This window comes from Myxococcus sp. MxC21-1 (genome assembly GCF_032612255.1).
GTDB classification, from domain to species: domain Bacteria; phylum Myxococcota; class Myxococcia; order Myxococcales; family Myxococcaceae; genus Myxococcus; species Myxococcus virescens.
In genome coordinates this window covers 958,248-980,638 of record NZ_CP123278.1, presented here as the reverse complement: position 1 = coordinate 980,638, position 22,391 = coordinate 958,248, and the positions used below count along the sequence as shown (strand labels likewise).

The window sequence follows — 22,391 nt, the reverse complement described above, 5'->3', positions numbered from 1 at the left end:
CATGCTCCGCTTCGCCTACGGCTGCATTCCCTCCGTCATGTCCCTGTACTTCGCCAACACCCTGGTGCGGCGAGCAGGGCTGAAGCCCGCGTGCATCCTCCTGTCCGCGGGGGGCCTGCGCTTCCAGAAGAAGCGCTACACCCCGGCCCAGGTGCTGCCTGTCTTCCTGAAGCAGTTTGGCCCGTGCTTCACCGGCTACAACGTGCTCGCCGGGCTGAGTGGCTCGCTGCCCTTCAGCATTCCCGCCTCGGGGTTGATGCGCTTCCAGGCGCTCTCCCAGGCGTATGGCATTCCGCTGGTCATCAGTGATGACTTCTCCGGAGCGGCCACGGTGAGCGAGCTCGAGCGGCACGGGGTGGAGCTGTTCCTCACCAGCATGTGCGACCAAATCATCCGGGAGCCGCTGCTCAGCCTGCCGCGCCATGGCTGTTTGAACATCCATCCATCACTGCTGCCGGAGTTCCGCGGCGTGGACTCTGTCTTCCAGGCCATGCTGAACGGCGTGTCTGAGATTGGAACGACCCTCCACCGCACCACCGCGCGCATCGACGCGGGCGACGTGCTGGCCCAGAGCGCGTTCACCCGCTCGGCCGCCGATTCCCACCTGGCGCTGACGGCGAAGGCGACCGCCGCGGGCATTGCCCTGCTCGAGCGGCACATGGAGGCGTTGGAGCGCGGAGAGACGCCGGACGCGCGCCCCATCGACGTGAGCCGGGCGCGATATCCCTACCGCTCCTGGCCGGAACGGGAGGAGCTGCGCCGCTTCCACGCCCAGGGGAACACCTTCTGGCGGGCGTCGGACTTCCGTCGCCTCCTCGCCTTCGAGGACGTGCTGGCGGCATGACGCGGCGGAAACGACACGCCGGACGGGAGAAGCTCCCGCCCGGCGTGGGTGCTTCGGACCGCGGACTACTTGCCGCGGCTGACGGACTCGCTGTGGATGGTCAGCGCGCTCGCGGCGGCCGTCAGGTCAATGGCCGAGAAGCTGGTGTACGGGTAGTGGCCATCACCCAGCTCCTCGACGAACTCGACGTGGTCGCCGCTGACCTCGCGGCCGTCGAAGTTGAACGTGAAGGCTCCCGGCGTCGCGCTGCGGAAGGACCACACGCAGGCGCCCGAGGGGATGGGGTCATTGAACCCGAAGGTCATGTGGTTGCGGAAGCCGATGTGGATGGGCGTGAAGCGGATGTGGATGTCGTACCAGGACGCGTCCATCGGGAACCAGAGGCCGCGGTTGATGTGCCGGCCCTGGAACTGACCGCCGTTGTACACGTACACGCTGTAGGTCGAACCGCCCGGCGTGCCGGTGAACTGCGGATGGAACGTCACCTGGCCCGGCTCACGGCCGATGCCGACCTGGAGGGTGCTGACCACCTGGTCGCCATCACGCGCCGCCAGGGCGAAGCCCTGTCCGGCCTTGGCGACGTCCTCGAAGACGGCCTTCTGCTCCCACTGCGTCGCGGCGGCGAAGTTGCTGGAGACGCCGTCGTTGGCGGCCTTCTCCAGGCCGGTGACGTTGAGGCCCTTCTCCGTGCGCTCGAGCTTCGCGTTGCCCGTGGCGCAGTTCGTGATGCCGGCGGAGGTCTCAACGCACTGCTGCTTCACAGGGGCTTCCTGGGCCGAAAGCGCGTCAGCCTCGGCAGGCTGCGACTCCTCGCCCTGGCAACCCGCGGCCGTCAGACTCAGGAGTGCTGCCGCCATCAGGCGGCCCGTCAGCTTGATGCTCATGGATGAAAAACCTCTCGTTGGGGGATGACGACTGCCGGGTCTCCGGTGAAGACCCGGAAGCCGCGTTTGCACCCAGCGCGCCAGCGCGTGGCGGACGGCGCCGTCGCTCGGTGAGGGCTCACCGGCCACCCCGCTCGCGAGCACCTGACGTAGCGCGCGGCGTCACAGAAACCCGGCTCCTGTGGCGAGCCTGTTACACCCCAGGCAGCCATGAAGCGCCATTCATGCGGCTTCATGAAGCCCGGGGCACGGGTCGAACGAGACCCCTTTCGGGTGTGTGCACTGCGGGCTGGCTGGGTCCTGAGATTTCGTACCAACCCGCCATATCCCCTATGCTTCGTCACCGTCGCCCGGGAGCCCGGCCGGACTTCCCCCCCGGAGGAGGCTGGAACATGAACAGCGCCAGCGTGAATGAATCCCCCACGGATCGTCGTCGCTTTCCTCGGCTCGAGGCGCCGCTCTATGCCCGGCCCGCGCGACTGAGGCGCGTGGACAAGCAGCAGGTGCTGGACGCCAGCCTGGGGGGCGTCCGCATCTACTCCGACGAGCAGTACACCCAAGACTCCGAGTTGGAGCTGGACCTGTTCCTGCGCGACGGCACTTCGCTGGAGTGCAAAGCGCGTGTGGCCTGGACGCGCAAGCTTCCCAAGGACGCGGTGGCGCGCTTTGAAGTCGGCCTGGCCTTCACGGACGTACCGCCGCTGGCCATGGACAAGCTCAAGTCGGTGCTCGTCGTGGATGACGATGGCGGCCCGGCCGGCTCATAGCTTCCCGGCGGCGGGGACGCCCGCCAGGGCTTCCTCCAACACGGCCCGCAGCTCCTGCTCCAACCCTGGCACCGAGGCCCTCCGGAGCGCGCCGCCGCCTCTGAAGAGCGACAGCCCCTCCAGGAATGCGACCACCAGCGCCGCGCGACGCTCCAGGCGTGACGGGCTGAGCCCGGGCGCCAGTTCACGCAGCAACGCCACGACGCCCGCCCGGAAGCCCGCGTAGAACACGGCGAGCGCGTCCGCGACCATCTCATCCCGTGCGGCGAGCGCCCACAGCTCCGCGAAGAGCTGGCAATGGCGCGGTGACTCCTGGTCCTCCAGCAGGGCCTCCACCGCGCGACGAAGCCGCTCCACCGGCGCACGGCCGCCTTCCTCCACCCGCGCATGCACCCGTTGGCTGGCGGCTTCCAGATAGCGCGCGAGCAGCGCCCGCACCACGTCCTGCTTCGCGGGGAAGTAGTACTGGAGGTTGCCCACGCTGAGCCCCGCCCGCTGAGCCACCCGGCGCAGCGTGAGCCCCGAATGGCCCTCCTCCACCAGTGTGTCGGTGGCCGCATCGAGGATGGACGCCACGCGCTCGGTCCCCTTGGCGTGGACGGCGGTCCCCTCGCGAGGCTTCGACGACGGCAGCTTCCCCCGCGTGGCGCGTGGCATCAGGCCGCCTCCCGGCGCGGTTGTTCGTCGAACCGGACCTGGACGCCGCACCCGCGCAGGGCGGCCAGGGCCTGCTCCGGACGCGCGTCGTGCTCCGGGAACCATACGCCCGCGGCGGGAGGCGGCGCGCCATCCCATCCCAGCAATCGCTCCGTCCCCAGCACCGCGCCCACGGCCGTGAGGTGGGCCTGTCCCTTCGGATCCACCACCTCGATGCGCAGCGCCCCGCGAGGGCCTTCCACGTCCGCCACCCACGCCGCCTCACCGCCCATGCCGCTGCTGGCCATCAGCGCTCGCCGCACGGACGTCAGGCGGGGATGCTGGAGCAGCCGGAGCAGCCCCACTTGCTGGAGCGCCGCGAGCATCCAGGTGACGGTGCCCGAATCGAACCCCAGCCGCGTCGACACCGTGCGCGCGCCCAGCACCAGCGGCAGCGTGGCCTGCTCGGGCGTGTCGAGCCGGAAGACACGCGTGGGCCGCCCATCCGGGAACATCACCCGGCGGCCGTCCGTCAGCGGCAACACCTGCCGCTCCTTCCCTCCCTCCGTGATGTCGAAGGCCATCCCCAGCCGGTCCATGTACTCCACCGAGTCCGGACCCGCCTGGTCCGCCAGGGCGAAGCGGATGCCCACGTCGACGCGCTCGACGCCTCCCACCCGCTCCGACGCGCCCGCGACGAGCCTGGGCACCAGTCCCGCCATCCACGCGGAGCTGAGCAGGACGGGTGCCCGTGGGGGCGTCCCCGACAGCCGCAGCACCGCCGACTTCACACGCGACGTCCAGCGGGTGATGTCGAGCACCGCCACGCCGTCCCGGACCGCCGAGCGCAGCACCGCGTCGTCCGGGTCATTGACCAGCGACACCACGGCCCTGGGCCGTCCGGACAGGCACGCCAGCGGGTCGGGCGCCGTCACATCCAACACCGCGGCCTCCGCGTTCCCCAGCCGCCGGGCCAACGCCTCCGCGGGCTCGCGACGGCGGCCAGCGATGACCAGCGGAAGGTCCGGATGCCGCTCCCGCAGCAACTGCGCGAGCCACGTCCCCACCACGCCGTAGCCCCCACCAGAACGACACTGTCCTCAGCCACCATTGCGCGCTCCACCCGCCCGGCGTGGGCCATCCACGCTGCCTGGAGCTTTATTAGGTCAATTGACCTATATTTTCACGACAATCGTCCTGGCCGCGTGGCCGGGGAGCCCACGTCCCTGGCGTCGTGCTCCGCCCCGACTGGAGCGTGGACGCAGTGGCCGAGCGCATCCTCGCGCGTGGCGGCAGCGCACTGGCGCCCGGGCATCCTGAAGTCACACATCCGCTCGCGATGGTGATGAACCGCCGCGAGCGGACTCGCAACATCACCTTGAGCGCGTCAGCGGCTCGGCCACATTCACGGTGGTGGTGCCGTGCCACACGAGGCCGTACTCGTCCTTGTAGATGTCCAGGTCCACCGTGTGGCTGCCGCCGCTCGCCTCCCGTGGAATGGACTTCGTCATCGTGAAAGTGAAGGCGCCACCCGGCGGCAGGTTCACACCCCAGTCGGAAAAGGCGGTGTCCCAGGCCGACGGCAGGTTGGAATAGAAGTCGTACCAGACCCAATCACACGACGCGGAGTCATTGTTGGTGACGTTCACCGTCCAGGTGACATCCGTTCCCGGCGCTGCCGTCACCGTCTGCGGTGACAGCGTGACGGTAGGCGACGCGGTGACACAACGCTCGACGATGTCGATGTCCGCCGTGCCCTGCACCGTGTGGCCGTCTCGCGTGGCTGCCAGGCCCACGGCGTACGTGCCGGGCGCCACGCTGTAGGGCGTGTACGCCTGGAGGCCCAATGACAACGAGGCGGACGCGGCGACAGTGACTTGCGCGGGCAGCCGGTCGGAGCCCCACCCCTGCGGAAGCAGGGCGGAGACCTGGAAGGTGGACGGCGAACACGTAGGCGAGTCGTGGTTGACGAGAACGACCTCGAACTCCGGCCGGCCTCCGGGCCAAGACGTGGGGGCGAAGGACGTCACCTGCACCTCGTGGGGTGCGCGGACGCACGCGGATTGACGGTGCGCGATGCTCACGACGAGGCCCGCGGACGTCGCCGCGTTCACAGTCACGGAGAGGGTGCTGTAGGGGTCGTCCCACGTCGTGCCCGGAAGCAGGGCCGGGTCCGTCCACGACGCCGTCTGCGGCGTGAAGTCGAGCAGGTGCGAGCCACCCTGCGTCGTCGCATCCGCGTAGTGCACGAGCGCGCCGCCGAACACCTGCGGCGCCAGCGTCGCCTCATAGCCCCCACGGGCTGGCGGTACTCCAACCACAGCCAGTCATTGCTCCCAGGCCGCCGCCGCACCTTGAGGGCCTTCAGGCCGCCCGACGCGACCACGGGCGCGAGGGTGAAGGTGCCGTCCACGCCGTCCACTTCGGCCACGGCGGACGCATCCAGCCAGCCGATGCGTGCCTTCTGCGGCGCCGCGTAGTGGCCCAGGTTCCACCGCCCCATCGTCGAGAAGACATCCCCGTACTCGTCGATGACTCCCGTCGCCCCCGGCAGGCCCAGGGCCTCCGCGCCGAAGTCGCGCGAGCTCGCATGGCCCAACGTGAGGTTGTGCCCCGCCTCGTGCGTCACCAACTCCACGGCACTGTCATGGACCATCATGGACTCCGCCACGAGCCACGACGTGGAGGCCGTCACGGTACCGTCCGCCGTCTGCACCTGCCCACAGGACACCGTGGCCTGACCGGCGTAGGAACAGCCCGCCTCTGGGCGTGGGTGGACGATGAAGATGCGGTCGTACTGCGTGAAGTCCACGTCCGCGTCCGCCGCCCGCACCGCGGCCTCACGCATGGCCGCGCCTTCACTGCACGAATAGGCGCGGTCCAGCGTGTACCCGCTCACCACGTCGCCCGTGGTGGTGGTGCGGCCCTCGGACACCTCGCTCCAGTAATCCGCCAGGGAACGGCGCGTCGTGGAGAAGAACACGTCGTGGACCGCCTGCGGGGTGAGGCCGGGCCGGGCCATGCCGGGGAACTCCGTCATGATGACCAGGCTGCGCTGCACGCCGCTGACGCCACACGCGCTCGCCGTGCTCAGCGAGGACGCGGCATGGGTGTCCACGTCCACGCCCTGGGCGATGAGCTGGCCGCCCTGCTCGCGCCCACGCACCTTCACCTGGAGCCCGCTGCGCAGCCCCGGCGGCGCGCCGTGTTCGAAGCGCACCTGGCGGTGCTGGTTCCCCTGCTTCACGAAGTACTCTTCCCACGACGCGGCGGGCGAGGGCGGGTCCACCACCACGACCTCCAGTTCCCCCTCCCATGACTCCTGGCGGCTCACCGTTTCGTGTGGTGGCGCCCCGTCCTGCGCTTCATCCACGTCGGAAACCTGCGCGCTACAGGCCACGAGCCATACGGCCGATACCATGCTCCACGTGCGGGACATTTCCCCTCCGGAGAACGGCGGCCCGGAACGGGTCGCCGCGCGCCTTGTGCACGGGGCGATTCAGTCGCGCAACGCATCCCCGACGAAGCCACGAGGAATTCACGCGGAACGGATTGGAGACGCGGCGCGGTTCGCTCGCGAGCGAGGTCTGATCGCTCACGGAGCGGCGGCTGCGCTCAGCGCCCGGGCGGGATGCCCAGGTCCAGCGGCGCACGCTGGCTTCGATGTGGTGGCGCACCGAGACGCCCAACGGCCCCGGGGTGACGCCGGCTCCACCTTGAGGGTCTTCTTGTCGGGGTCGTCGCGCCCCGCCTTCGCCACCACGGGCTGGGCGGACGACGCGCCGTCCAGGGACACCGGTGCCCGAGCCATCGCCTTCGTGAGGACCGGCCCTGGACTGCGATGCCTGCCTGGGGCTGGGGGCCCGATGGGGCGCTGGCACGCGGCCACGTGAATGCAATGGAGGGGGTGCCTACCCGTCCGCCGCCCGGGCTGAGGGAAAGGCACGATGGGCACTCCGCCAGGACCGCCCCACTTTGTGAGGCATGGGTTCAATGGAGGAGGACGCCCCGGAGGTGTCGGCCGCCCTGCTGGAGGGCATCCGAGCCGCCGCGCTCCCCGTGTCGGGCCGCGCTTCGGACCTGGACCCGCTCATCGAGAGCATCGGTGATGCGCGGCTCGTCCTGCTAGGCGAGGCCACACACGGGACACACGAGTTCTACCAGGCACGCGCCACCCTCACCCGCCGCCTCATCGCCGAGCAGGGCTTCCGCGCGCTGGTGGTGGAGGCCGACTGGCCGGCCGCCCTCCGTGTCGACGCGTTCGTGCGGGGTAACGGGCAGGACGCGACGGCCGCTGGCGCCCTGGGCAACTTCCAGCGATTCCCGCGGTGGATGTGGCGCAACCGGGAGATGGAGGAGCTGGTCACCTGGATGCGCGCCCACAACGCCACGGTGCCGCCGGAGCAGCGTGCGGGCTTCTACGGCATGGACCTGTACAGCCTTCACGACTCCATGCGGGAGGTGGTGGCCTGGCTGGACACGGTGGACCCGGATGCCGCGCAGCGGGCCCGCGAGCGCTACGCCTGCTTCGACCACTTCGGCCCCGAGCCCCACGTCTATGGCCAGTCCACCACGTCGGGGCAGGCGGACTCGTGCGAGGAGCAGGTCTGGGCCCAGTTCGTGGAGTTGCAGCGGCGGAGGACTCGAGGGCCCGAGGACGCGGACGCCCGCTTCCACGCCGAGCAGAACGCCCGGCTCGTCGCCAACGCGGAGGCGTACTACCGCGCCGTGTATGCGGGTCGGCACGAAGGCTGGAACCTGCGTGACACGCACATGGCGGACACGGTGGACGCGCTCGCGGCGCACCTGTCGCGCAGCGGTCCACCGGCCCGGTTGGTCATCTGGGCGCACAACTCCCACCTGGGTGATGCCCGCGCCACGCAGCTGGGTGACCAGGGGAGCTCAACGTGGGCCAGCTCCTGCGCGAACGGCACGGCGCGGCCACCTACAACGTGGGCTTCACCACATACACGGGCGTGGTCATCGCCGCGCACGAATGGGACGAGCCCGGCCTGCGACGCCGCATCCAGCCCGCCATGTCCGGCAGCTACGAGCGCCTGTTCCACGACGTGGGCATGCCCGCGTTCCTGCTGCGCATGGCCGAGCTGGGCGAAGCGGCGGGTGGCCTGCACGAGCGCCGCCTGGAGCGCGCCATCGGCGTGGTGTACGCGCCGCGCACCGAGCGGTGGAGCCACTACTTCCACGCGAACCTGCCCGCGCAGTTCGACGCGGTGCTGCACTACGACGAGACGCGGGCATTGCGCCCGTTGGACTCGGATGCCGGGCACGGGGAGGAGGACGCGCCCGACACGTATCCCTTCGGGTTGTGAGGAGGCTAGTTCGCCTGAGCGGGCGCCCGCTCCTTGATGGGCGGCGTCTGCGGCGAGGGCACCTTCGCCGGCGGCGCCTTCCAGGTGGAGGACTTCCCGGGCGTCTTCTGGCCCCGGGCCAGGTGCCGCTCGATGCGCCGCTTCACCTCCGGCAGCACGTCGTTGGGGATGGGGATGGAGAGGTTGTACTGGGCAATCTTCCAGGTGCCAGCGTCCTTCACCAGCACGCCGCTGCCGCGGCTGGGGCCCAGGTTGGGCGTGTCCAACGCCTCGTCGAACCAGGCCACCGCGCCATCCTTCGAGAGGAAGATGTGGCGTGACGTCGCCTTGAAGTTCCAGGCCTTGCCCTTGGAGAAGTACGGCTTCGCCCAGGCGCGGAATTCGTCACGGGTCCAACGCTCGGTCGCGTCGGTGCCCAGGTACACCGCGTCGTCGGTGAAGTGGCCGAAGTAACGCGCCTCGTCCGCGACGGCGGCGGCCTGGTGCCAATCATCCAGCACGGCGGTGATGGCTGCCTTCGGGTCGGCGGGGGCCGTGTTCGCGGGAGCGGAGGCGAGCACGAAGAGGAGCAAGGAAACGGTGGGCACGCGGAAGACCTCGTCAGGCGGGGCGTTCAAGGTATGAAGCGGCACGGCCCGCCCCGCGTCAAGGCGAACGGGGCGGCGAGAAAGGCGCGAATCGCATGGTCCTCGAGAGTTTCCTGGTGGGTGAGGGCGATGTGCCCACGGTGATGCTGCACGGCTTCCTGGGCACGGGGCGCAATCTGCGCTCGCTGGCGGCGGCGTGGAGCGCGGCGGACCCGAGCCGGCGCATCCTCCTGCCGGACCTCACCGGGCACGGGACGTCCCCTGCCCTGCCGGCGAACTCGGACCTCTACAGCATGGCCCGGGACGTGGTGGACACGGCGCGTGCGCAGGGGTTCCAGGGTCCGTTCGACTGGGTGGGGCATTCGCTGGGAGGGAGGGTGACGCTCGCGGCGAGCCTCAATGTCCCGGAGGCCGTCCGGAGCGTGGCCCTTCTGGACATCGCACCGGGGCCTGTCCCGGGAGACTTGTCGGAGAGTGGCAAGGTGCTGGGCATCCTGCTCCAGGCACCGGCCCAGGCGGAGAACCGCCGGGCGATGCGCGCGGAGCTCACGGGCCGTGGCTTGTCGGAGCCGCTGGCGGACTGGCTGCTGATGAACCTGGTGACGGTGGAGAGCGGCGTGCGCTGGCGCTTCGACCGGCAGGCACTGGCGGGCCTGCACTCCCGCGTGAATGACACGGACCTGTGGACAGCGGTGGAGCGCAAGGACGGGCCGCCGATGCGATGCCTTCGGGGTGGCCGCTCGAAGTATGTGAGCGACGCGGACGTGGAGCGTCTGGTGGCCGCGGGATGCCCGGTGGAGACGCTGCCGGAGGCCGGGCACTTCGTCCACGTGGACGCGCCGCAGGCGGTGTTGGCGTGGCTGCGCTGAGCGACGGCTGAACCTGGAGGATGCGCCTCAGATGCGCACCCCCAGCAGAAGGCCGGGCCACATCCGGACGCCGCCGGGGCCGCGGCCCAGCTTCCACTGCGGCAGCCAGCTCACGTCGCGGTCCTCGTCCTGGGACGACGGGTCGTACGCGTTGAGGGACACACCGCCGAAGAGCGCAAAGCGCCGCTTGAGCTCCCACCCCAGTGTGGCGCGCATCCGGAACAGCGTGTTCTTGGGCCCCGAACCATAGAAGTTCGGCTGCCAGCTGCCGTACGACAGGTCCACGTCCAGCGAATAGCGGTCCGCCGCATCCAGCGGGACGTGCACGCCCAGGCCCATGTTGAGGAAGGTCCGCAGCGAGTCCTCGCCAATCCCCACGCCCGTGGTGGCCAGCACATAGACGGTCCGGCTCCCATACTTGATGCCCACCGACAGGGGCATGACGTCGTCGGCGGAGAGTTCCAGCACGAAGCGCCCCTTGCGCACGATGCTCAAGAAGCCGATGGGCACCGACACGTCATCCGCGATGTTGATGAACCCCAGCTGCACGCCGCGCACCTCGGCCGCCACGTTGATGAGCCCCACCTGCGCGCCCGCGACGTCCCCGGAGATGTTGATGAGGCCCACCTGCGCGCCGGCGAGTTGCTCCGCCAGGTTGATGCCCACGGCCGCCTGCACGCCACGGAGGCGCGCCGCCGCGCGGTTCGCCGTGGTGCTCACCTGGAAGCCCGTGAAGTCCCGCTCGACCATGTTGAAGACGGCGGACACCTGCCCGCCCGTCCCGCCACCGAAGGCGAGGTTGCCGCCGAACGCCGTCTGGAGACCGAAAATCTCCCCGCCCGCCACGTTCGCCACGCCCGACACCTGGAACCCCTCCACCGTCCCGTCCACCCACCCCACGCCTGCGGACACGCCCACCCCCTGAAGCTGCATCGAGCGCACGCCCAGCACACCCACCGCCGGTGGTTGCGCCCGCCGCCTCCCCACAGCGAGGTGGTGGCCAGCGGCGGCACCAGCGACAGGTTGAAGGGCACGGAGGGCATGTCGCCGAGGACGACCGGCTCGCCGGTGGACAGGGCCTCGGCCCGCATGTCCGTCCCGCCTCGCGCCGCCGTGCGCGTGAGTGTCATGGGAACGAAGTGCTCGGCGCGCAGCTCCGAGCCCCCTTCGGCGACACCGTCAACTCCGCCTCGAACCGCTGCGAGGGACGCTCCAGCACGACCTGATAGCGCCCCGCCTCCAGCCCCAGCGCCGGCGCCGGCCCGCGGGCTTCTGAAGCTCCGCGACCAGCTGGTTGCCCCAGTCGCGCACGAAGAGGCGGCCCTGCACGTCCTCCGCCACCGTGAGCCGCACGCGCGAGGTGCGCAGGTCCGTCAGCACCAGGTCGCCGCTGCCCGCCAGCTGGATGTCATAGGCCGCGTGCTGCGGACCGCCCTGCGAGCGCTCCGTGCGCGCCAGCGTTTCATGGAAGGCGAACTGGTAGGCCTCGTGCAGGGTGACGCGGCCGTCACCGCTGGCGTCCGCCGCGCCGCGCAGGCCCGTCACCAGGAAGTGCGTGAAGAAGGACGCGCCAATGGTGTCCGACTCCTGCGCCACTTCATCCGCGGAGCTGGAGGCGAGGTACGCGTGGCCCCGCACCTGCGACGCCGCGTCCATGAGGAAGCCCGGCCGGTGCACCCCACCCTTGAAGCGCGTCACCGCGCCGGAGCCGCACGAGTCCAGAATCGCGATGCGCACGTCCACGGGCACCGCGCCCAGCCCCTGCTTCAGCGCCGCGTAGGTCAGCCGCTCACCGCGCGGCAGCAGCCCCTCCGCGTCCGAGTGGCCCGAGTAATAGAGCACCAGCTCGCTGCGAACGCCGTCGGCGGCCGCGGCCTCCACCAGCACCCGCATCCGCTCCAGCGCGCCCAGCAGGCCCTTCCGGTCCGCCTCCAGCAGCAGCACGCGGTCCGCCACCGCCACGCCGCCCAATTCCCCCAGCACGCGGGACATGGCCAGCGCATCCGAGCCCGCGTAGCGCAGCCGCTCGCGTCCCTCACCGCCCTCGCTGGAGCCCACGAGCAGCGCGAAGCGGCGCAGCGTCACCGGGGCTCCTCCGCCGGGGGCGGCGTGGCCGCGGCGGACACCGTGGCCCACACGCCCAGGCAGGCGGCGGCCAGCAGGCCGCACCGGCGGCCCCATTCCCCAGCAGTGGTGCGTCTCATCATCCGCGTTCCACCCCACGCGTCAGGCCCGGCCCGGCCTCAAGCGAGTCCCCTCGGCATATCTCGACTGGAGGCCGGCGAGCGAGCCCGGCTCACGGGCTCCAGAGCGCCCGCCGCACCACCCAGGAACTGCCGCCCCGGCCATCCCGCACCACCGCCCAGAACGTCACCTCTTGCGCCTGCGCGCCCTCTGGCGGCTCCCACTCCGTGCGGTGCCGGCCTTCCTGCCCGCCGAAGGACGAGCCACCCGTCTCCTGCGGCGAGAACTCGCCCAGCGTCGCGTGCCACGAAATCTCCCAGCTCTCCCGCAGCGTCACCGCCTCCAGCCGCAGCCCGGGCACCACGTACGTCTCCTGCAGGGCCACCACGTCCTCGGACGTCACCACGAAGGGCCCAGCGCCCCGCAGCTCCAGCGGCGCCTCCGCGGCCCAGGCCACGTCGTCCACGCGCAGCCCCGGAATCACCGGCTGCACGTTGGCCCGCATCCCCTCCACGGCCGGGCACCAGAAGACCATCAGCTTCTGCGCGTACACCCGCTCCTCCCCCGCCTGCGTGAAGAGGACCAGCGGCATGCGCAGGCCGCCCAGCCCCGGTAGGGGTCCAGCGCCTGCACCCGCGCCAGCAGCGGCGTGTCATCCGCCAGCGTGGCCGCGCCCGGTTGGATGCTGAGCGTCAGCTCACCAGGCGCGGTGGTGCCCTCCGCGAGCAGCACGCGGTTGGACTCGTTCGCGCACGTCCGGTCCTCGGGGTCCGCGCACGCCCACAACGTGTATTGGATGGGACGGCCCTCGCCCGCCGGGTCCACCAGCAGCGCGCGGTATGTCACGGGCTCGGAGAGTTCATCCAGCGTCGCCGGGTTGAGCTCACAAGCAGACGCCATGAACTCCGGCGGCTCCGTGGCGAGGCCGAGCACACGGAAGTCGTGGACGCGCGAAGGCTGGTCCTCGACATCGACACACGCGGTGGCCCCCAGCAGCAGCAACAGGCCGCCATACTCGAGCAGGGTCTTCATCTCAGAAGCTTCCTTTCACACCCACCACGGGGAGGATGGGGATGCCCGGCACCTCGTACTCCCGACGGAACCGGTAGTCGTTGAAGACGAACTCGACGTTCTTCGCGTTGTAGAGGTTCTGCACGTCCAGGTAGGCCGTGAGCGTCCAGCTCTGGAACTGCCAGCTCTTGTCCACGCGCACGTCCAGTTGGTGGAAGCCGCCCGTGCGGTCGGAGAAGTAGGGACCGAACGTCGCGTTGTAGCGGTTGCGGTCCGCGTCGTAGACGTCATGGCCGCCCGCCAGCGGCGTCATGGGCCGGCCGCTGGTGTAGCGGAAGCGGCCACCCAGCTCCCAGCCGTTGCCCAGCACATAGCCCGCCACCATCGTGAGGATGTGCGTCTGGTCCCAGGGGCTGAGGCCATAGGTGGAGTCGTCCGGCACGCTGCCGCCACCGAAGGCCCCTCCGCCCTGGGGCGGCGGCCCCGCGCGCCCGTCCTCCGAGCGGCTGAAGGTGTACGAGAGCCAGCCGGACCACTTGTCCGTCGCGGAGGCGCGCTCCTTCTTCAGCATCACCTCCACGCCATACGCGCGGCCGATGCCGTCGTTGGAGTACGGCAGCGTGAAGACGCCGCCGCCCTCGTTGGCGACGAGCTGGCCGGGCGACACGATGTTGTTGAAGCGGCGGTTGAAGAAGCCGGTGACGTCCACGTTGAGCACGTCGGTGATGCGGTGCTCCACGCCCAGGCTGCTCTGGAACGCGCGCTGGTAGGCGAGGTCCGGGTTGCCGTAGGGCGCGGTGATGAAGCGGAACGTCTCTGGCGGCTGGCTGTAGAGGCCCAGCGAGCCCTTGAGGTTGGTACGCGAGGTCGCCGCGTAGCGGACCCAGAGCCGCGGGTCCAGCGCCAGGTTCCGCGTGTTGCCCACCGTCTGGAGGTTGCCGCGCACGCCCGGCGTGAAGGTGAAGCGCCCCACCAGCAGGTCTGCTTCCAGGAAGAGCGCGCCGTCGAAGGCACTCAGGGCAATCTGCTCCTCCAACTGCTGGCCCACCGGCTCGGCCCCGGGGAAGGGCACGTACTCGATGCCGCCCGGCGCGGGGAAGGACACGTCGTAGCGCTCGTGCTCGAAGACGAGGTCCAGACCCGTGCGGAGGGTGAGCGCGGAGGACAGCTCGATGCCCAGCACCTCGCGGGCGCCCAGCGTGTACGTCTTGCCCTCCTGCCGCGCGAGCCCGAAGTCGATGTTGTTGCGGTCCATGCCGACGAAGGGCGTGAAGACGGACCACATCGCGCCCTTGCGGTAGGTCCAGTCGCCCTTCACCCGGTGGAAGTTCATGCGCGTGTCCAGCTCCAGGTCCCGCTCCGTCTCGGGGCCGGTGGACACCACGCGGAGCTGGTCATCACTGCCGAAGGCCATGATGTAGCCGGAGCTGCGTGCGCCCCCCGCCGTCACGGTCGTGTCGTCGTTGGGCGTCCCGCGCTTCGCGCCGAAGTCCACGCGCAGCTGGTAGTCCCAATAACGCGGCACCACGGAGAGCGTGCCCCCCTCCGTCTCCGGCAGGACGGCGGGCAGAATCGCGTCGATGTACGAACGGCGCGCGGCGGCGGCCACACTGATGCCGTCCGTAATCGGGCTCTCCAGGAAGAAGCCCGCGTCCAGCAGGTCCACCTTCACCGAGCCGTGCAGCGTGTCCGATGCGCCCTTGCGCGTGCCCACCTCGACGATGCCGCCCACCGCGCGGCCGTACTGGCTGCCGTAACCGCCCGGGAAGAAGTCGAGCTGGTCGATGAACTCGGCGTTGACCACCGAGGGTCCGCCGAGCAGGTGGAACAGGAGGGGGATTTCGACCCCGTCCATCATCGTCGACGTCTGGCCCGGGTTCGAGCCACGCACCAGCAGCTCACCGGAGATGAAGGGCGCGCGCGCCACGCCCGGCAGCGACTGGATGACGCGAATGGGGTCACCGAAGGAGCCCGGCGTCTTCTGCGCCTCCTCGCGGGTGATGGTGCGGCGCACCACCTCCTTCTTCGGCCGGTCGGAGCGCACCACCGTCTCCAGGCCGCCGCCCGAGGGCGCGAGGTAGAAGTTCACCTCCGTCGTCTCGTTCGCCTTCAGCTCCTCCTTCGTCTGGTAGAGCTGGAAGCCCGTGGCCACCACGCGCACCTCGCAGGTGCCCGCGGGCACCTCGAGCGTGAAGCGGCCGTCCTCGTCGGACATCACCTCGGGCGCGTCCGGGTCGTCGCCGCAACGCACGGTGGCGTTGGGTACGCGCGAACGGCTGCCGCGGGAGATGAGCTGGCCGGTGAGCGTGGCCTTGGGCTGCTCGACCTCCTCGGCTTCGGCGCCCGCCTCCGGCTCCGGCGCGGTGAGGGTGAAGTGATAGACGTACTCCACCTGCACCGGCGCGGGCACGCCGTCGACCTCGGCGGGCGAGAAGCGGAACTGGCGCACCGCCGCGATGGCCGCCTCGTCGAAGCCGTTGCCCACCGGCTCGGTGGGCAGCACCTCGGCGACGGACCCGTCATCCGCGATGGTGATGATGAGCCGCACGGACGCGGTGAGCCCCTGCGCGAGCGCCTCGGGCGGATACTGCGCCTCCACCTGCTGCACCAGTTCGGGAGGCTTGGTGATGGTGGGCTGAGTCTGCGCCGCGGGTGGCGTGGCCGCGTCCGCGGGAGGCGCGCCGGCCTGGGGTGCCTGCGCGAGCACGGGCGCCGCCAGCAGGAGCGAGGCCGCGACGAGCGCGCCTCGGGCTTTCAGGGTGGAGGACATGGCGTGTCCAAGCATACGGGTGAGGGGGTTGCCGCTCCCGCTGAAAGAGAGACGGAGCGATGGCGAGGTGGAATCCCGGCAATGCCTGTGGGGATGGGTACCCCTGACATGCCGGGCACGCCCGTGCTCCGCCGCTCTCCCAGCGGGAGTGGCGACATCAATCGAGCAGGAAGGTGTACGAGTATTTCATCTCCGTGGAGACAGGCTCGCCGCCCTTGATGGCGGGCTTGAAGCGGAAGCGGCGGATGGCATCCCTCGCCGCCTCGTTGAGGCCGTAGCCGGGCCCCTTGAGAATCTTCACCGCCACCACCTTGCCCTCGTGGTCGATGGTGATGGAGAGCGTGACGGTGCCCTCCACGCCCGCGCGGCGCGCTTCCTCCGGATAGGGAATCTTCACCTCGGAGGCCACCGTGGGCTCGGAGTCCACCTGGTAGATGGGCGCGTACTTCGGCGCGCTGTACGCCTTCACCTCCTGGGGCGCCTTCGCCGTGGGGCCCGTCCTTCCGTAGAGCGTGTTGCCCACGGGCGCCGCGAAACCTCCAGCGCTGGTGGTGGAGGACATCGACAGGCCCACCACCAGGGGCGCGGGCTTCGCGGAGGGGGCGGGGTGTCGTTGGGCGGCGGCGGCGCATCCACGGGCGGCGGCGGCAGCGGCTTGGGCGCCACGGCCACCTTCACCGGCGGCGGCTTCACCACCCTGGGCTTGGGAGGCGGCGGCTTGGGCGGCTCCTCCGGCTTCGGCGCCTCGGGGGGCGGTGGAGGAGGCTTCACCACCTCCACCATCACCATCTCCACGGGGCGCTTGGGCACGGGGCGCAAGCGCGAGTCACCGTCACCCAGTGCCCAGAAGCCGCCGACGTGAATCCCCAGCGACACGAGCAGGAAGGCGCCCACCACGGCCAGCGAGCGGTCGTGTGAGGGCGTCGTGGGACTGTTGTCGAGGACCGCCTGGCTCATGCGTTGATGCCTCGCTTCAGGGCGCGGGAACCGTGGCCGCGGGGGCCACGTCCTTCTCGATGTTGAGCGCGAACTTGGCGATGCCCTGGCCCTTCACCACGTCGATGAGCCGCATGACGCGGCCATAGGGAAGCGACTGGTCGGCGCTGATGATGGCGCGCGTGTCCTTGTCCTTGGCCACCGCCTCGGCGACCTTCGCCTCCAGCTCCTTCTCGGTCATCTCGGTGCCGTCGAAGAAGAACTTGCCCTCCTTGTCCAGCACCACGTTGACCAGGCCCTGCACCGTCTCACCGCCGTTCGCGGCGCGGGGCAGGTCCACCTCCACCGTCTCACGGACGATGAAGTTGGCCGTCACCATGAAGATGATGAGCAGCACCAGCACCACGTCCACCAGCGGGGTGACGTTGATGCCGGTGATTTCGTCGTCGTTGTCCTGCGCGCCGCCCGCCATGGCCTAACGGGCCTCCGAGCGGAGACTGCCCACCAGGGCGTAGCCCAGGGCATTGGCGCGGCTGGTGAGCGTCTTGAGCTGGCGGCTGAAGACGTTGAAGGCCACCACCGCCGGAATCGCCACCGCCAGACCCACGGCCGTGGCGACCAGCGCTTCGGAGATGCCGGCCATGACGGTCTGCTGCATGGCCCCGCCGCCGCCCTGGGCGTTCATCTTCCCCAGGTCATTGAAGGCCTTGATGATGCCCAGCACCGTGCCGAACAGACCGATGAACGGCGCGTTGTTGCCCAGCGTGCCCAGGTACGAGAGGAAGCGCTCGTAGCGCGGGCGCTCACGCGACAGGGTGGAGGCAATCACCTGCTCCACCGTGTCCGCGCCCTGGTCGGCGCACGCCAGCCCTTCGCGCAGGATGGCGGCCTCCATGCCCTGACGCCCCTGGATGGCGGCCTTCACCGCGTCCAGCTCACCGCGCGACAGCCGCACCGCCAGCGCCTCCGAGTCCGGCAGCCGGTGACGGGCGAAGTACACCGTGCGCTCCAGCATGATGGCGATGGAGAGCACCGACAGGCACACCAGCACCCACAGCACCCACTCCGCGGAAGTGAGCGTCACCCCCAGCAGCTTGGTGCTGAGCCACCCCAGTTGCTCCGGGTGGGCCTGGGCGAAAACGGCGATGGACGGCATGGTGTCTTTCCCCTCGCGAAACACGTTGGCGCGACCGGAACACCGGGCCCGAATTGAAGTGTCACCGGGTGGTCGGATTTTTTCCGGGCCGCTCTGACGGCGAGGGGTCAGAATGCGCGCCATGCAAGGAAAGACAGTGGTCGTCACGGGCGCCTCGGCGGGCATTGGCGAGGCGCTGGCGGTGGTGCTGGCCGGACGCGGCGCCAACCTGGTGCTGGCGGCGCGAAACGAGGAAGCGCTCCAGCGGGTGAAGGCCCGGTGCGAGTCGGCCGGCGGGCGCGCGATGGTGGTGCCCACCGATGTAGGCGACGCGGAGGCCTGCCGCCACCTGGTGGAGCGGGCGGTGGAGGCGTTCGGCGGCGTCGACGTGCTCGTCAACAACGCGGGCGTGACGATGGACGCGCGCGTGGACGAGGTGAAGGACCTGTCCCTCTTCGACCGGCTGATGCGCATCAACTACCTGGGCGCGGTGTACTGCACCCACCACGCCCTGCCCCACCTCAAGGCCCGGCGCGGACTGGTGGTGGCCGTGTCGTCCCTCACGGGCAAGACGGGCGTGCCCAACCGCAGCGGCTACGCGGCCAGCAAGCACGCCATGCACGGCTTCTTCGACTCGCTGCGCATCGAGCTGCGCGGCACCGGCGTGGACGTGACGGTGGTGTGCCCCGGCTTCGTCGCCACCAACATCCGCGACAGCGCGCTGGGCGCGGACGGCCAGCCCGTGCGGCAGAGCAAGCACGACGAGAGCGCGGGCAACATGGACGTGGACACCTGCGTGGCCATCATCCTGCGCGCCATGGAGCGCCGCGAGCGCGAGGTGGTGATGACCACCAAGGCCCGCGTCGCCCAGTTCCTCAAGCTGGTGGCCCCGGGCGTGGTGGACCGCATCGCCGCGAAGACCATCCAGGACCGGCAGCGCTGATTCGCGCGGCTCAGGTGGCCGGCGGAGGCGTGGCCGGCCGCTCCACGCGTGTCAGCAGGCCGGAGATTCCCTCGAAGGAGGCGTTGCCCACCTGGTGCAGGCCGAAGCCCCAGAGGAAGGCCGTCATGCCCGCGCCGAAACCGCCCCATGTGGGCGAGAAGACATTGAGCAACTGAAGCCCCAGCGCCACCGCCACCGTGGTGAGCAGCGCCAGCACGCCCAGCTCCACCAGCCACATGTGACGCGGCGACGGCAGCGGCATGCCCTCGAAGTCGCCCAGCGCGGGCGCCCCTCCGGCGGGCGCCTCCGGCAGCGCGAGGATGCTTCCACCGCTGGGCGCGGTGGGAGGAGGCACGGAGGGCGCACCGTCGCCCCCGTCGTCCGACGCGAGCGATTCCAGGTGGAAGCTCTTCGCCATCCGCTGGGACTGGCTGGCGGAGACAAACCGGACGCGCGCCTCGCCGTACTTCCCCGCGGCCTCGTGCGACGACTCCGCCACCAGAAGCCCCATGGCTTCGCGCAGGAGCACCTCCACCTCATCGAGCGCCTGCGTCTGCGCCTCGGACTCACTGACCTGCCGCGCCTCGTCCACCGCGCCGCGCAGCTCCACGATGAGCTGGCGCACATAGGCGGCATGCGCGCCCTGGTACATGCGGACGGCATCATCCACGCTGGTGTTCGCACGCTCGCGGGCTCTCTCCAGCAGTGTGTTCACCTGCCGGGTGAGGGCCTCCCACTCCTCCTCCGTGAAGCCTCGCGGCGGCGTGCGGGACGCCAGGGCCGCGGACAGCTCCTCGCAGAGGATGTCGAAGTACGAGCGGCGAGCGAACTCCAGCTGGCGCCGGGCGGCGTCCAGCGCGCCCCGCGCCAGCTCCTCCCGCACGGTCGACAGCAGGGACAGCAGTTCATACTTGAGCCGGAAGCCCAGCGAATCCTCACCGTGCTGCTCCACCAGCGTCCGCGCCTGACGGTCGATGTCCTGCAACCGCGCCTCCAGCCCGGCGCGCGCCAGTCCGTCCACGTCCAGCTCCCGCACCTTGGCGGCGAGGCGGTCCAGTTGCTCGGTAGCGGTGTCCTCTGCGCGCAGCGCGCCTTCCACTTCCGCCAGCAACTGGCTCGCCTGCTCCGGACGCAGCTCGGCCGGGAGCGCGTCCAGCTTGCGTGACGCGTCACACCACGCGCCATACAGCCGTAGACGAGGCTCCAGCGCGGTCAGGTCCCCGTCGCGCACGCGGATGCCGCGCACCGGCCGGCGAATCTCCGACGCGAGCCCGTCCACCTGGCCCAGCATCACCTGCCCCACCTCCCGCGCCCGGGCCCCCTGCCCGCTCACCACGGCCTGGAGCCGGCGGTGCAGCTCCATGACCCGCTGCAAGCGCAGCGTCCGGGGCCGGATGCGCTGCGAGTACAGGCGCACACCGAACGACGACACGGCCCCCGCCGCGATGAGCAACGCGCCCCACAACCAGGGCGAGCTCACCCACAAGGTGAAGGGCTGCTCCACCGGCGTGCCCGAGCGCACGGACAGGCGCACGGTGCCGGTGTACTCGCCCGGACCTTCCAGGCCCCGCAGGTTCAAGAGCAGCGCGCCGCTCCCATGCGCGCTCACGGGAATGCCGCCGTCCACCGACGTGACATCCAGATTGCCGCCATCCGGCCTCCCGCCCTCCAGCGCGAAGCGCACGCTCTGGAAGCGCGGCTGGATGAGGGCCGAGTCCATGTCCGGCGCCTTGCGCTGCAATTGCAGCAACTGGGGCACCGGCACGACCCCGCCCACGCCCGCCGTCTCCTTGAACGGCAGCCGCACAGTGGCGTCGATGGAGCCCCAGCCCCAGCCCGCGGACGTCACCGCTGGCGACGTGGCGATGAACTGCACCGCGGGCACCGCCTGCACGCGCGTGACGATGAGCGCGGTGGTCTCCCGCCCTTGCGCGTGCACCAGCACCACGTGGCCCGTGTAGTCCCCCGTGACGGGCAGGCGCCCGGACAGCTCGACGTGGATGGGGCGCCGCGTGGAGATGGGCACCGTGGCGCCCCCAGCCTCTGCTTCCTTCACCACGGCCTGCAACGGCACCTGCACGCCGTCCTGGGACTGGAGCGGATCCACCAGCACCGTCACGCCGCCGGGCAGCTCGCCGTCCACACCTCTCGCCACGCCGCCGGCTACCGCCACGTCGCCGACCACCTCCGGCGCGCTCAGCAAATCCACGCGCAGCACGTGCCGGAAGTCCTCCGACGCTGTCCGCAGCTTCACCTCGTTGCTGGCGGAGGCGCCCGCCACGCGCAGCGAGGGCTCAGCGCCGGCCCTCCAGGGAAGGACGAGCAACAGGAGCAGGGCCGGAAGACGCACGAGCCCCCACGCGGAGTGGGTGACGGCGGGACGGGTGCCAGCGGAACGCATTCACTGACTGTATCAGGCGCCCCCCATGCCTCCACTTCGCGCCCTATCCCCACCCCAACTGACTCAACATGCTCCCGGACAGGCTGCCGCGGATGGTGTCGATGGGGATGCCCTCGTTGTGTCCCACCGACACGGACGGGACGCGGGGCCCACCGCTGTGATGCAGCGCGGCCAGCCGCAGGTCCTGGGTGAAGCAGGGTGCCCCCGAGGAGCCCGGCCCCGTGCACGCGCGGTACGCCACGCGTGTGCGGCCCGGATTGACGCCCAGGAACTCATCGAGCGCGACGCTCATCGGCTGGCCCGCCGGGTGCTGGACGATGAGCACCAGGCTGCCGGGCGTGAAGGACTCCCGCGAATCGGGCGGCTCCAGCCAGCCTCGGGGTTCCCCGTCGACCAGGTCCTCGCCGGGGACACCCGCCACCTCGAGGAAGGCATAGTCCAGCTCGCCCGACGTGGCATCGCGCGGACGCGGGTGCATCAGGTCCGCGGGGCTGTAAGGACTGCGCGCCAGACAGCGCGTCACACGGTACACCGTCCCCGGATGTAGCAGCGTCCCGTCCTGGAGGACCTTGCGGCCGAAGCGGACCCGTAGAGACTCCAGCAGCCTGTTCTCGATAACGTGGAAATTGGTGAGCACGACGCTGGGGGCCACCAGGAAGCCGGTGCCCAGCGCCGCGCCCACCTCCGGCTCCACGCGGCACACCTGCCGCTCGATGGAGGTCAGGCGCTTGCGCCAGTGCTCACGCTCGGCGTCCGCACGACCGCTGCCGAAGATGCGCTCCAGTCCGACACGGGGGATGCTGCGCTGGACGGACGCGAGGTACACCTGCACGAAGCGTTGGAGGCGAGGGTGTCGGGGCAGGGCCTGGTAGGCGCCGCGAATCAGCTCGCGCAGCCAGCCCTCCGCCTCCGCCATGTGGATGAGCGCGAAGACGCGCTCCCGCAGCCCACCGGAGACGCCCAGCGCTTCCAAATCCCTGCGGCAGGTGGCGGCCACGACCCGGCGAAGGTGCTCCACCGAGGCAAACGCGCTCGTCAGCGCCCGCTGTAGCTCGTCCCTCTCCGCGCCGTCGAGCTCCATGCTTGCCACCCAC

Annotated in this window: 18 protein-coding genes and 3 pseudogenes; 5 read left to right on the top strand and 16 right to left on the bottom strand. The window is 70.5% G+C overall.

Translation table 11 applies throughout. From position 1 onward, the window contains the following. Position 1: 1 nt before the first annotated feature. Complete coding sequence (locus QEG98_RS04755; RefSeq protein WP_316565905.1) at positions 2 to 844, top strand: formyltransferase family protein; 843 nt, start codon at positions 2 to 4, stop codon at positions 842 to 844. Between the two features lie 65 nt (positions 845 to 909). On the opposite strand, the gene QEG98_RS04750 is transcribed toward QEG98_RS04755, so the two are convergent. Next, positions 910 to 1,728, bottom strand: a complete 819-nt coding sequence (locus QEG98_RS04750) for a hypothetical protein (RefSeq protein WP_316565904.1) — start codon at positions 1,726 to 1,728, stop codon at positions 910 to 912. Positions 1,729 to 2,120: 392 nt separating this feature from the next. Here QEG98_RS04750 and QEG98_RS04745 point away from each other — a divergent pair, with 392 nt between their 5' ends. Continuing rightward, complete coding sequence (locus QEG98_RS04745) at positions 2,121 to 2,495, top strand: PilZ domain-containing protein (protein ID WP_316565903.1); 375 nt, start codon at positions 2,121 to 2,123, stop codon at positions 2,493 to 2,495. On the opposite strand, the gene QEG98_RS04740 is transcribed toward QEG98_RS04745, so the two are convergent. The 4 genes from QEG98_RS04740 to QEG98_RS04725 all read right to left on the bottom strand — a co-directional run bounded on the left by QEG98_RS04740 (position 2,490) and on the right by QEG98_RS04725 (position 6,504). Continuing rightward, positions 2,490 to 3,152: a TetR/AcrR family transcriptional regulator gene (locus tag QEG98_RS04740; protein ID WP_171444902.1), complete on the bottom strand. Its 663-nt coding sequence runs from the start codon at positions 3,150 to 3,152 to the stop codon at positions 2,490 to 2,492. The two genes, QEG98_RS04745 and QEG98_RS04740, sit on opposite strands and share 6 nt — an antisense overlap. Continuing rightward, a complete protein-coding gene (locus QEG98_RS04735) occupies positions 3,152 to 4,201 on the bottom strand; it encodes a saccharopine dehydrogenase (RefSeq protein ID WP_316565902.1) in 1,050 nt (349 codons plus the stop codon). Before QEG98_RS04735 ends, QEG98_RS04740 begins: the two co-directional genes overlap by 1 nt. 303 nt (positions 4,202 to 4,504) lie before the next feature. Beyond that, positions 4,505 to 5,251: a hypothetical protein gene (locus tag QEG98_RS04730; protein WP_316565901.1), complete on the bottom strand. Its 747-nt coding sequence runs from the start codon at positions 5,249 to 5,251 to the stop codon at positions 4,505 to 4,507. Then, complete coding sequence (locus tag QEG98_RS04725) at positions 5,248 to 6,504, bottom strand: M6 family metalloprotease domain-containing protein (RefSeq protein WP_316565900.1); 1,257 nt, start codon at positions 6,502 to 6,504, stop codon at positions 5,248 to 5,250. Before QEG98_RS04725 ends, QEG98_RS04730 begins: the two co-directional genes overlap by 4 nt. Before the next feature lie 611 nt (positions 6,505 to 7,115). On the opposite strand from QEG98_RS04725, the pseudogene QEG98_RS41640 reads away from it, so the two are divergent. After that, positions 7,116 to 8,461: pseudogene (locus QEG98_RS41640) on the top strand (erythromycin esterase family protein). Positions 8,462 to 8,466: 5 nt separating this feature from the next. Here the strand turns inward: QEG98_RS41640 and QEG98_RS04710 are convergent. Further along, positions 8,467 to 9,078 (bottom strand): nuclear transport factor 2 family protein, encoded by a 612-nt coding sequence (locus QEG98_RS04710; protein WP_410477950.1) that lies wholly within the window; start codon positions 9,076 to 9,078, stop codon positions 8,467 to 8,469. Positions 9,079 to 9,143: 65 nt separating this feature from the next. Here QEG98_RS04710 and QEG98_RS04705 point away from each other — a divergent pair, with 65 nt between their 5' ends. After that, a complete protein-coding gene (locus QEG98_RS04705) occupies positions 9,144 to 9,917 on the top strand; it encodes an alpha/beta hydrolase (RefSeq protein ID WP_316565897.1) in 774 nt (257 codons plus the stop codon). A gap of 27 nt (positions 9,918 to 9,944) precedes the next feature. Here QEG98_RS04705 and QEG98_RS04700 read toward each other — a convergent pair whose 3' ends face one another. The 8 genes and pseudogenes from QEG98_RS04700 to QEG98_RS04665 form a co-directional block, all read right to left on the bottom strand. Beyond that, entirely contained in the window at positions 9,945 to 10,874 is a 930-nt protein-coding gene (locus QEG98_RS04700; RefSeq protein ID WP_316565896.1) for an LA_2272 family surface repeat-containing protein, read from the bottom strand. A 222-nt stretch (positions 10,875 to 11,096) separates the two neighbouring features. Continuing rightward, the gene (locus QEG98_RS04695; protein ID WP_316565895.1) at positions 11,097 to 12,002 is read right to left on the bottom strand and encodes a caspase domain-containing protein; all 906 of its coding nucleotides are present in this window, start codon (positions 12,000 to 12,002) and stop codon (positions 11,097 to 11,099) included. Continuing rightward, positions 11,999 to 12,124, bottom strand: coding sequence for a hypothetical protein (locus tag QEG98_RS04690; protein ID WP_316565894.1), 126 nt, complete (start codon positions 12,122 to 12,124; stop codon positions 11,999 to 12,001). Before QEG98_RS04690 ends, QEG98_RS04695 begins: the two co-directional genes overlap by 4 nt. Positions 12,125 to 12,213: 89 nt before the next feature. After that, positions 12,214 to 13,133: pseudogene (locus QEG98_RS04685) on the bottom strand (hypothetical protein). 1 nt (position 13,134) lies between these two features. Beyond that, complete coding sequence (locus QEG98_RS04680) at positions 13,135 to 15,897, bottom strand: TonB family protein (protein ID WP_316565893.1); 2,763 nt, start codon at positions 15,895 to 15,897, stop codon at positions 13,135 to 13,137. A 142-nt stretch (positions 15,898 to 16,039) separates the two neighbouring features. After that, positions 16,040 to 16,839: pseudogene (locus QEG98_RS04675) on the bottom strand (energy transducer TonB). A gap of 16 nt (positions 16,840 to 16,855) precedes the next feature. Continuing rightward, the gene (locus QEG98_RS04670) at positions 16,856 to 17,290 is read right to left on the bottom strand and encodes a biopolymer transporter ExbD (RefSeq protein ID WP_316565892.1); all 435 of its coding nucleotides are present in this window, start codon (positions 17,288 to 17,290) and stop codon (positions 16,856 to 16,858) included. A 3-nt stretch (positions 17,291 to 17,293) separates the two neighbouring features. After that, on the bottom strand, positions 17,294 to 17,974 hold the full coding sequence (locus tag QEG98_RS04665) for a MotA/TolQ/ExbB proton channel family protein (RefSeq protein ID WP_316565891.1): 681 nt from the start codon (positions 17,972 to 17,974) through the stop codon (positions 17,294 to 17,296). A gap of 112 nt (positions 17,975 to 18,086) precedes the next feature. On the opposite strand from QEG98_RS04665, the gene QEG98_RS04660 reads away from it, so the two are divergent. Then, entirely contained in the window at positions 18,087 to 18,896 is an 810-nt protein-coding gene (locus tag QEG98_RS04660) for an SDR family oxidoreductase (protein WP_316565890.1), read from the top strand. Between the two features lie 10 nt (positions 18,897 to 18,906). Here QEG98_RS04660 and QEG98_RS04655 read toward each other — a convergent pair whose 3' ends face one another. Together QEG98_RS04655 and QEG98_RS04650 are read right to left on the bottom strand one after the other, a co-directional pair. Next, a complete protein-coding gene (locus QEG98_RS04655; RefSeq protein WP_316565889.1) occupies positions 18,907 to 21,246 on the bottom strand; it encodes a hypothetical protein in 2,340 nt (779 codons plus the stop codon). Between the two features lie 94 nt (positions 21,247 to 21,340). Next, complete coding sequence (locus QEG98_RS04650; protein ID WP_316565888.1) at positions 21,341 to 22,378, bottom strand: effector-associated domain EAD1-containing protein; 1,038 nt, start codon at positions 22,376 to 22,378, stop codon at positions 21,341 to 21,343. Positions 22,379 to 22,391 lie beyond the last annotated feature (13 nt).

What these genes read in the sequence shown, in the direction of transcription:
- QEG98_RS04755 (WP_316565905.1), top strand. Translation starts at nt 2, where the DNA reads ATGCTCCGCTTCGCCTACGGCTGCATTCCCTCCGTCATGTCCCTGTAC.
- QEG98_RS04750 (WP_316565904.1), bottom strand. Translation starts at nt 1,728, where the DNA reads ATGAGCATCAAGCTGACGGGCCGCCTGATGGCGGCAGCACTCCTGAGT.
- QEG98_RS04745 (WP_316565903.1), top strand. Translation starts at nt 2,121, where the DNA reads ATGAACAGCGCCAGCGTGAATGAATCCCCCACGGATCGTCGTCGCTTT.
- QEG98_RS04740 (WP_171444902.1), bottom strand. Translation starts at nt 3,152, where the DNA reads ATGCCACGCGCCACGCGGGGGAAGCTGCCGTCGTCGAAGCCTCGCGAG.
- QEG98_RS04705 (WP_316565897.1), top strand. Translation starts at nt 9,144, where the DNA reads ATGGTCCTCGAGAGTTTCCTGGTGGGTGAGGGCGATGTGCCCACGGTG.
- QEG98_RS04690 (WP_316565894.1), bottom strand. Translation starts at nt 12,124, where the DNA reads ATGATGAGACGCACCACTGCTGGGGAATGGGGCCGCCGGTGCGGCCTG.
- QEG98_RS04680 (WP_316565893.1), bottom strand. Translation starts at nt 15,897, where the DNA reads ATGCTTGGACACGCCATGTCCTCCACCCTGAAAGCCCGAGGCGCGCTC.
- QEG98_RS04670 (WP_316565892.1), bottom strand. Translation starts at nt 17,290, where the DNA reads ATGGCGGGCGGCGCGCAGGACAACGACGACGAAATCACCGGCATCAAC.
- QEG98_RS04665 (WP_316565891.1), bottom strand. Translation starts at nt 17,974, where the DNA reads ATGCCGTCCATCGCCGTTTTCGCCCAGGCCCACCCGGAGCAACTGGGG.
- QEG98_RS04660 (WP_316565890.1), top strand. Translation starts at nt 18,087, where the DNA reads ATGCGCGCCATGCAAGGAAAGACAGTGGTCGTCACGGGCGCCTCGGCG.
- QEG98_RS04650 (WP_316565888.1), bottom strand. Translation starts at nt 22,378, where the DNA reads ATGGAGCTCGACGGCGCGGAGAGGGACGAGCTACAGCGGGCGCTGACG.